Raw genomic sequence first — 7,958 nt, forward strand, 5'->3', positions numbered from 1 at the left:
GGCCGGCTCAGCCCCCGGCCCTGAGCCGGGGCAGGATCTCCTTCCGGTAGAACTCGAAGAAGCCCTCCTGGTCGTCGCCGACCTGGCAGACGTACACCTCGTCCACCCCGGACTCCAGGTACGGCCTGATCGCGGCGAGGTGCGCCTCGGGGTCGGGCCCGCAGGTCACCTGCTCCGCCGCCATCTGCTCCGTGACCAGCCCCTCGGTGAGCTGCCGGAAGTGGCGGGGCAGGGGGAGGATCTGGGCCGCCTCCCCCTGCAGGGCCTCGTTGGGCCACCGCTCGTGGACCACGCGCCGGGCCCGGGCCTCGTCGCGGTCCCAGCAGACCTTGAGCCCGCCCTGGACGGGTTTGCCCGCACCCCCCTCGGAGCGGAACCTCTCGACGGTCTCCGGGCTGGGGGCGACCTGGATCAGGCCGTCCGCCTCCCGCGCGGCCAGCGCGGTCGCCTTGGGGCCGAACGCGGACATGTAGACCTTCGGCGGCTCCTCGGGCAGCGTGTACAGGCGCGCGGTGTCCACGTCGTAGTACTCGCCCCGGTGGGTGACGAGCTTGCCCGTCCAGAGCTTGCGCATCACCTCGACGGCCTCCTCCAGCATGGCGATGCGCTGGGCGGCGGGCGGCCAGGGCAGTCCGAGGATGTGCTCGTTGAGCGCCTCCCCCGTGCCGACCCCCAGCGTGAACCCGCCCCTGACCAGGGCCGCCGAGGTGGCGGCGGCGTGCGCCACCACCGCCGGGTGCATGCGCGTGGTCGGGCAGGTCACCGCCGTGGTGACCGGCAGCGACGTGGCCTGGCCGATCGCGCCGACGACCGACCACACGAACGGGCTCTCCCCCTGGGAGTCCAGCCACGGGTGGAAGTGGTCGGAGATCCACAGTGCGTCGAACCCGGCCTCCTCGGCCCCCTGCGCCTGGCGGACCAGGCTCGCGGGACCGTGTTCCTCGCTGGCGAGAAAGTATCCGAAACGCGTCACGTCGCCATCCCCCGATCGCCGTCGCGGCGGGCCGGGCCCGAGCGCCGTCTGCGGCGCGGGCCCGCACCCGGCCGCCTACTCCCGTTTCTGGTTGAGTCTCCTGGTCGCGCGCTCGTTGAGCGCGGTGGGCGCCTTGAGCGCCTGGTTGACGAGGCCGTGGTCGGCCTCCCTGCCGGGCCGCTCCTCGACATGCTCGGGTGGGGCGGGCAGGAGCCGCGCCATGATCCCCGTGGCCCGCTGGACGAGGGCCGGGGAGAGCCCGCGGGCGACGATGACCGCGCGGGCCAGCGGGGTGAGCACGAGGTGGCTGCGGCCCCGGGCGGTCGCCTCGGCGATCCGGGCGGCCGCGCGCTCGCCGCTCACCGAGACCAGCGGAAGGCCCGCGCCCAGGGAGAACCACGAGTACTCGCGCTCGGGGTCGCCGGTGAACACCGCGGCCTTGTGGGACCCGGTGCGCATGAGCCCGGGCACCACCGTGGTGACCTTCACGCCCCGGCCCGCCACCTCGGCGCCCAGCCCCTCGGAGAGGGCGACCTCGGCGAACTTGGCGCACGAGTAGGGCAGCAGGTGCGGGACGCTGAGGTGGCCGCCGATCGAGGTGATGGTGACGAGGCGTCCCCCGGTCCTCTCCAGCGGGCCGAGCGCGGCACGGGAGATGTGCAGGGGCGCCCAGAACATCGTCTCCATGGCGTCGCGGAAGTGGTCCTCGGTCAGCACCGACTGCGGCCCGACCTGGATGATGCCCGCGTTGTTGACGACGATGTCGAGGCGGCCGAAGCGCGCCGCCGCCTCCTCGACCATCCTCTCGGCCTGCCCGGCGTCGCGGACGTCGCACCGGACGCCGTGCGCCGTGACCCCCCTGCGCACCAGGTCGGCGACGGCGCGGTCGAGCTCGTCGCGGTCGCGCGCGCACACGACGACGGACGCGCCGCGGGAGCCGAACTCCCTGGCCATCTGGAGGCCGAGTCCGCGGGACCCGCCGGTGACCAGCACGACGCGTCCGGTCAGGAGCGTGGTGCGGTTCCGGCTCACGGCGGCGGCGGTCAGGCCGACCGCGGCCCCGGCCACCGCCCACGGCACAACCCCCCGGCGGCGGAGCGGCCGGGGCTCGTGCCCGCTCCTGAGCCGGGACACCGCCCACCGGGTTCCGGCCAGGGCCAGGACGGGCTTCCAGCGGATCACCGGGCCCTCCCCCCGGGGTCGCCGGTCTCCGTGGGTGTACGTGGCACCACCGTCATGTCACTCCCCGTGTTCGCTGTACGCCGGTCGGGGGATGTGGGTATACGGCTACCCGCCGCCCGTCGGACGAAAACCGCAGGTGGGAACCCATGGGAAAAACCGGGCTCCCGCCTTGCGGGCGCGGGTGCCGGCCCGGGGGCGCCCCCGCGTCCCCCGGACCCGGGCCTCTCGCGACCGCCTACTGGTTGCCGGGCTGGTAGTCGCCCTTGGGCTTGGCGGGCTGGGCGGGCACGCCGTGCGGCGGCGGGCTCGCCTGGGGCGCGACCGTGTCCGTGTTCACGGGAGACCCCCCGGCAGCCGGCCCCGGCCGCTCCGGCTGGAACTGCTGCGACCCCCCGGACGGCTCGGCGCCCTCCTCCAGGCCGTGGAACCGGTTCTTGAGGATCTCCAGTACGCCGGTCCGGTCGGCGTGGGCCTCCTCGTAGGCGATGAGCCGTCGCATCTGCTCCGTGTCCAGCGATCGGACCCTGTGCTGGAGCGTGGCGATCGGCAGTCCCTCGTAGCCCTCGATCGGGGGTGTGTCCTCGTTCACCGCGTTCACTCCCCTTCTGCTCGACGATGGGGTGTAGGGGTTCGGCTACCCGGGTCGGGGCGCGTGAAACCGGCGGGAGGGCCGCGGAAAGGCGCCGGAGAACGGGGACGGGCGGGCCCCCGACCTGGGGAAGCGGCGCCCGGGGCGGGACGGGGCGCCCCCTCGTGGAGGGGCCCTTACGGGCCGCGGCGCACGCCGCGGCCCGGCCGGTCAGCGCAGCACGAACTCCCCCCGCGGACCGCGCAGGACCGCCTCCAAGAGCGGCGCGGGACCGGTCGCGACCTCCAGGTCCGCGCCCAGGGCCCGCAGTGCCGGCTCCAGCGAGCCGGGGTCGGGGTGCTCCGCGCGCAGGGAGACCAGTTCGAGGGCGGGCAGGTCGCCCAGACCGGGCTGCGGGGTCCGCCCCCAGTCGATGAGGAACGGCACCGGTGCGGGATAGGCCGGCAGTTCACGTCTGGCGAGCAGCCAGCGCAGGACCGTTCCCCCGGGGGTGGCGCGCGACCACGGCTCGATCCCTCCGGGGTCGTGCCCGACCGCGCGGGCCCGCTCCACCGCCGCCTCCAGGCCGCCGTCCACGCGGACCGCGAAGGTGGCGAGGCGGGGCCCCTCCAGGTCGGCGATGCCGAACACGCGGACCGGGCCGGGGTCGTCGCGCTCGGGGTCGGGCCCGATGACCTCCAGGTAGTACGGCGCGCGGGCCCCGTCCACGGTCAGCGCGACGAGCGCGTTCGCCGTCCCGACCGGGTGGGAGCCGCCGCGCGCGGGGGCCACGCCGGTGCGCGCCTCGAACGCGGCCGCTCCCCCGGCCAGGTCGGGCACGGTGTACACGAGGTGGTCGAGCGTGGGTGGAAAGCTCATCCGCTGGTCCTTCGTCGTCGTCGGCCGGGCGTTCCGGCCCCCAAGGACACCACGGCCCGCGGGAACGGGGTGCGGGCGGCACGGGGATGACCGGGGTCGGCACGGTCCCGTACCCGCCGGGGCCGGCCTCGGGCGGGGCGCCGTTCGCGCGGTCCCCGGCCCCCGCACCCCGGCATACGACCCGCCGCTCCTTCAGGGGCGCGCCCGGGGCAGGAGGAGGGCGAGCCCTCCGCCCGCCAGTGGCAGTACCGCCACGACGGCGAGTGCGGCCGACGGGCCGATCCGCGCGGCGAGCGCCCCGACCAGCGCGGTCCCCGCCCCGCCCACGACGAAGAACGCCAGGTTGAGCAGGCCCAGGCCGGTCCCCCGTTCCGCCTCCGGAAGCCTCTGCGCCATGAGGCCGGTGACCACGACCTGCACGACCGAGAACGCGGCGAACCCCAGGGACGCTCCTGCCACCGAGAGCGCTGCCCCGCCACCCGTCCACCCGGCCAGTACCAGCACCGCGCCGAAGGCGACCGCCGCGCCCGCGGCCAGGGGCCTGCCCCGGTGCCCCGTGGCGGCCCGTCCGGCAAGCCGCGACAGTACCGCGCCGGCCACACCCCCCGGCAGCAGCCAGGCGCCCACGGCGAGGACGTCCCACCCGTGGCCCTCCACGAGGACCTGGGGCACCGCGTACATCGCCGCGAACAGGCCGGCGTAGACGCCTCCGCCCGCGGCCGCCGCCACCAGGAAGTTCCGGTCCGTGACCAGCCGCCGGGGCACGAACCCGTCCGGCACGCGCCGCACCCGCAGGACGACGGCGACACTCGCGGCCGCGCCCAGGCCCGCGGTCGCGGCGACGGTCGAGGACGACAGCGCGAGCACCGACGCCTGGAGGAGCACGAGGAGGGCCGAGGCCGCCACCGCGAGGAATCCGGCCCCGAGCGGATCGGCGGACCGTCCGGAGCCCGGCCGGTCGGCCAGGCGCAGGCACAGCGGGGCGGCGAGCAACGACAGCGCGGGCAGTACGAGGGTGATCCGCCAGGACAGGAGGTCGGTGAGCACGCCCGCGGCGAGGGTGGCGCAGGCCGAGAACACCGCCATCACCCCGCCGAACGCCGCGAGGACCGTCGCGCGGTGCTCCGCCCGCACGCCCGCGACGAGCCCGAGCGCCGCAGCGGACACGGCCCCCGATCCGGCGGCCAGGACGAACCTGCCCGCGACGAGCACGCCGAGGCCCGGGGCTGCCAGGCACAGGGCGGTCCCCGTGGCGAGGAGCACGCTACCGGCGGCCAGGACGGCGCGTGTCCCGGCGATGTCGGACAGGCGGCCGAACAGGGCGGTGCCCAGTCCGAGCGCGAGGGCGTGCGCGGTGAGCACCCACGCCGTGGAGGAGGGGGCCGTCCCCAGGTCGGCGCCCACGGCGGGCAGCGCGACGCCCGCGGCGGTGACGCCGAAGACGGCCGGCCCGAACAGGGCGCCGAGCCGGAGCCCGGACGAGCGCGCCCCGGGTGCGGCGCGGGTGGGCAGGTCGGTGGTCATGTGCGGCTCCTGGGTTTGGGAAGGGTGGGGAAGGCGGGCAAGGGGGCGGTCACGCACAGCTCCTGCGAAAGCCGCGTCCGGGCAGGGCCGACGGGGGCGGCGGCCGTGCGCGCAGGCTTCGCGGCGCTCACGCCCGGCTTCCCGTGCAAGGCCCGGTAGAGCACGGCTCCCGGGCCTGTCGCGGCGCTCACACGCGACTTCCCGGGGAGGCGGGCAGGAAGTGGTCGGCCGGGAACAGCCCGGCGGGGTCGTGCCGGGCCTTGACCTCGGCGAGCGCCGACCTGGTCCCCGGGGTGAACGCCTCGTGTGCGAGCGCCGCACCTGCGGGGCCGCCGAGAAAGTTGAGGAACCTGAGTCCGGTCCCCCACGGCGCCATGCGCTCCAGCAGGCGCTCTCCCGCCGGCCGCCCCGCTGCCGCGCCCGTCGACGGGGTGAGCGCGAGCAGGCTGAAGGCCGCGCCCCGGTGGTCGAGGGCGCGGGGGTGCTCCGGCTCCCGGTCCAGCGCGCCGCCGAGGTGGCGCACCTCCGCCATGGCCACCCCCTCCTCCCCGGAGTCCGGCCCGACGGCCCCCAACAGGGCGTCCACCGCGCTTTCGTCGAACGAGCGCAACATGAGCGAGCCCTCGTCGTAGGGCAGGGGCCGTACGGGGTCCTCGTGGACGGAGGCGATCGCGGTGGCGGGGATCGGCCCTACCGTGTCCCGGAGAGGCGGAGCCGCCTTCCGCAGCGGTCGTAGCAGGGCCTCGCCGGACTCCGGTGTCCCCGTGTGGGCGACACGCACGTGGACGGTGAGCCTGCCGCGCAGCGGGTCCGGCACCCCCTCCACGTCGGGGAGCCGCAGCAGCGCCACCGAGGAGTTCGTCTCCTGGGGGACTCCCGCCACCCATTCCCTCCAGGCGTGCAGTACCCGGGCGGCCCGGTCGCCCGGGAAGTACAGGCCCCCGCCGTAGAGCGAGGCGAGCGGGACCAGTCCGACGTCCATCGAGGTCACCACCCCGAAACCGCTCCTGGCGCCGCGCAGCGCCCAGAACAGGTCGGCGTTCTCGTCGGGCCCGACGTGGAGGGAGCGGCCGTCGGCGGTGACCAGCCCGACGCCGCGGACGCGGTCGGCGGCCCACCCGAAGGTGCGGCCCAGAACCGGCAGCCCGCCGCCGAGCGTGTAACCGACGGCCCCCACGAGCGGCGAGGAGCCGTTCAGGGGTGCGAGCCCGAAACGCGCGGCCCGGTCGATCACCTGCTGCCAGCGCACCCCGGCGCCGACGCTCGCGGTCCGCGTGCGCGGGTCGACGTGCACGCGGTCCATCCTGCGGGTGGAGAGGAGCAGCCCGCCGTCCGCCGGGCGGCCCCCGCCGTGCCCGGTGGCGCGCACACCGACCGTGAGGGAGTGGTCGGCGGCGAAGGCAACCGCCGCCCGTACGTCGGCGGGGCCGGTCGCCCCGACGGCCAGTGCGGGGCGCAGTTCGGCGGCCAGGTTGAACCCGGCCCGTTCCAGTTCGTGGTCCCCCTGCCCGGGCAGGCTCACCGGTCCGCGCACGCGGCGTCCGAGGTCGGCTGCTGCGGCGGTGAGGGTCGTGTTCGTCATGGTCAGATCCCACCGGTTCCGGGGCCGACGAACCAGGCGTGTTCCGCACCTACAGTTATCACCGATCGTGATGAATACGGGGCGGGGTGGGCGGATGGAACTACGGCAGCTGGCCTACTTCGCCGCGGTGGCCGACGAGGGCGGGTTCGCCCGCGCCGCCGAGGCGCTCCACGTCGGCCAGCCCGCGGTGAGCCAGCAGGTGCGCAGGCTCGAACGCGAACTCGGCCTCAGGCTGTTCGACCGCTCGACCCGCCATGTCCGCCTGACACCGGCGGGCGCGCGGCTGCTGGACGAGGCCCGCGCGGTCCTCGCCACGGCCGAACGGACCCGTCGGGTCGCCTCCGACCTCGCGGCGACCGCGGCGGCGGCCGGGTCGCTGCGCCTGGGCACCGGACCGGCGCCGGACGAGCGCCTCTACCCGGTGCTCGCGGCGCTGGCCGCCCGCGCGCCGGAGCTGAGGGTCGCGATCGCGAAGGCCGGTCTCGCGGAGCGGCTCCAGGGGGTGCGTTCGGGCGGCCTGGACGCGGCGCTCGTGCGCGACCTCGAACGCGAGCCGGGGCTCGTCCTGCTTCCGGCGTGGTCCGACCCGCTGGTCGTCGCGCTGCCGTCCCGACACCCGCTGGCCGACGCGGACGCGCTCTCGCTGAAGCACCTGGGCGACCTGCCGGTGCGGTTGGCCGACCGGCGGCGCAATCCGCCGTTCCGCCGCCTCGTGGAGCGCGCGTTCCACGCTGCGGGGATCGACCCGCCCGAGGGCCCGCCGTTCACACGGCTCCAGGAGACCCTCCCCGACATGGCGCACGCGCCGCCGTCGTGGACGCTGTTCTACCGTGTGGGGGAACCGCCGCCCCTGCCGGGCATCGTCTACCGGCCCCTGGCCGAGGTCCGATCCCGGGTCCGGCTCGCCGTGCCCCCGGGCCCCCCGTCGGCCGCGGTACGCCACCTGCTGGGGGTGCTTCCGGAGGATCCGGGCTGAGTGCCTGACCAGGTGGCGTCCGGCGCTCCTGGCGGCACGGGGATGACCGGGGTCGGCACGGTTCCGTGCCCGCCGGGGCCGGCCTCGGGCGGGGCGCCGTTCGCGCGCTCCCGGTCTCGGTGCCCGTTCCGGACGCCCCGATCGACTTGGCGACCGAGGTCTCCTTGATGCGCTCGGCGACCGCCTTCGCGGTCTTGGAGTCGGTGCCGGGCTGCGGCACGAACAGGGCCTCGCGGTAGTAGCGCAGCTCGTCGATGCTGTCGAGGATGTCGCC

At 76.1% G+C, this 7,958-nt stretch carries 7 protein-coding genes; 1 reads left to right on the forward strand and 6 read right to left on the reverse strand.

What is annotated here, in order from left to right; genetic code table 11:
* Positions 1-7 precede the first annotated feature (7 nt).
* The 6 genes from ACWGL3_RS29280 to ACWGL3_RS29305 form a co-directional block, all read right to left on the reverse strand.
* The gene (locus ACWGL3_RS29280) at positions 8-973 is read right to left on the reverse strand and encodes a TIGR03557 family F420-dependent LLM class oxidoreductase (protein ID WP_267945489.1); all 966 of its coding nucleotides are present in this window, start codon (positions 971-973) and stop codon (positions 8-10) included.
* Between the two features lie 75 nt (positions 974-1,048).
* Positions 1,049-2,155: an SDR family NAD(P)-dependent oxidoreductase gene (locus ACWGL3_RS29285; protein ID WP_452462029.1), complete on the reverse strand. Its 1,107-nt coding sequence runs from the start codon at positions 2,153-2,155 to the stop codon at positions 1,049-1,051.
* A 235-nt stretch (positions 2,156-2,390) separates the two neighbouring features.
* On the reverse strand, positions 2,391-2,744 hold the full coding sequence (locus ACWGL3_RS29290) for a hypothetical protein (RefSeq protein WP_267945491.1): 354 nt from the start codon (positions 2,742-2,744) through the stop codon (positions 2,391-2,393).
* Positions 2,745-2,954: 210 nt separating this feature from the next.
* A complete protein-coding gene (locus tag ACWGL3_RS29295) occupies positions 2,955-3,602 on the reverse strand; it encodes a VOC family protein (RefSeq protein ID WP_452462030.1) in 648 nt (215 codons plus the stop codon).
* Between the two features lie 192 nt (positions 3,603-3,794).
* Positions 3,795-5,126, reverse strand: a complete 1,332-nt coding sequence (locus ACWGL3_RS29300) for an MFS transporter (RefSeq protein WP_452462031.1) — start codon at positions 5,124-5,126, stop codon at positions 3,795-3,797.
* A 187-nt stretch (positions 5,127-5,313) separates the two neighbouring features.
* Positions 5,314-6,708, reverse strand: a complete 1,395-nt coding sequence (locus ACWGL3_RS29305; RefSeq protein ID WP_267945494.1) for an FAD-binding oxidoreductase — start codon at positions 6,706-6,708, stop codon at positions 5,314-5,316.
* Positions 6,709-6,802: 94 nt separating this feature from the next.
* Here ACWGL3_RS29305 and ACWGL3_RS29310 point away from each other — a divergent pair, with 94 nt between their 5' ends.
* Positions 6,803-7,684, forward strand: coding sequence for a LysR family transcriptional regulator (locus ACWGL3_RS29310; protein WP_452462032.1), 882 nt, complete (start codon positions 6,803-6,805; stop codon positions 7,682-7,684).
* Positions 7,685-7,958: the final 274 nt, after the last annotated feature.

The sequence above is a fragment of the Nocardiopsis sp. NPDC055824 genome (genome assembly GCF_053616335.1).